Source organism: Thermoactinomyces sp. CICC 10521 (assembly GCF_016055135.1).
In the GTDB taxonomy this organism is placed as follows: Bacteria; Bacillota; Bacilli; order Thermoactinomycetales; family Thermoactinomycetaceae; genus Thermoactinomyces_A; species Thermoactinomyces_A daqus.
On record NZ_JAECVZ010000095.1, the window covers coordinates 1 to 645 of the forward strand.

Sequence of the window (645 nt, forward strand, 5' to 3'; positions counted from 1 at the left end):
GTGGGCTTTGGGCGCAGTCGGTCCCAAAGGAGGGCGGCGTAACACCGCTTCCCATGCCCCGACTCGGATTAAATACGTCAGGTTGGAATGGCCGTTGGCAAATTGTTCAATCTCAAGCGGAGCGTTTTCAAGGTCAAAATGATCCCGCAAAAAACGTTCAAGTCTTTTTTCGTTCAATTCTTCCCCCTGGCGGACAGGGATAGTTTCCTTACTCATGTCTCCTCCTTCTTTTCCGGCCAAGAGATGGAGTACGCATTCAATTTGGCCTTCCATCCGTCGGGAATCGGCTCGCTTCGTTGACGGAGGAAATTAAAATAAACCATGACGGATTCCGAACGGGCAATCACTTCCCCGCTTTCGCGATCCAGGATTTGCTGTCCCAGATGTACGCTTCTCGTGCCGATACGCAAGACCCCGGTTTGAATGGTTAACCGTTGGTTGTAATATGCCTGCTGCAGAAAGTCGCAACGGATATGGGCCAGGATAAATGGCCAATCGCTCAGATCAGCAAAGGTTGCAATCTCTTCAAAAAATTCGGTTCTCCCCTGTTCCAAGTAGATGAAATAACTTGTATTATTCACATGGCCCAGCGCATCGGTTTCGCAAAAACGGACTCTTATCTCCGATTCAATCACGGTTCATCCC

At 49.5% G+C, this 645-nt stretch carries 2 protein-coding genes; both read right to left on the reverse strand.

Annotated elements, in window-relative coordinates:
• Window positions 1–216, reverse strand: a 216-nt coding sequence (locus tag I8U17_RS18150) for a phosphotransferase family protein (RefSeq protein WP_370589296.1), incomplete at its 3' end; no start/stop codon positions are given.
• A complete protein-coding gene (locus I8U17_RS18155) occupies window positions 213–635 on the reverse strand; it encodes an acyl-CoA thioesterase (protein WP_033099978.1) in 423 nt (140 codons plus the stop codon). The genes I8U17_RS18155 and I8U17_RS18150, both read right to left, overlap by 4 nt.
• Window positions 636–645 lie beyond the last annotated feature (10 nt).